The sequence below is a fragment of the Pseudomonas sp. IPO3778 genome, assembly GCF_013386825.1.
GTDB lineage: Bacteria > Pseudomonadota > Gammaproteobacteria > Pseudomonadales > Pseudomonadaceae > Aquipseudomonas.
This window is the reverse complement of record NZ_JACARC010000089.1, coordinates 1-260: the sequence shown is the minus strand read 5'-3', so window position 1 is coordinate 260 and position 260 is coordinate 1.

Below are 260 nucleotides of genomic sequence, written 5' to 3'. Positions count from 1 at the left end.
TCGCCTCGGTACCCCTGCAAGGCCGGGACGCCTGCATCGCGGGCAAGCCCGGCTCCCACAGTCGACCGCAACCCCCTGTGGGCGCTGTCGAGCTTTAGCGAGGCTGCGAAGGGGTCGCCTCGGAGCCCCTGCAAGGCCGCGGCGCCTGCATCGCGGGCAAGCCCGGCTCCCACAGTTGACCGCAACCCCCTGTGGGAGCTGTCGAGCTTTAGCGAGGCTGCGAAGGGATCGCCTCGGTACCCCTGCAAGACCGCAGCGCC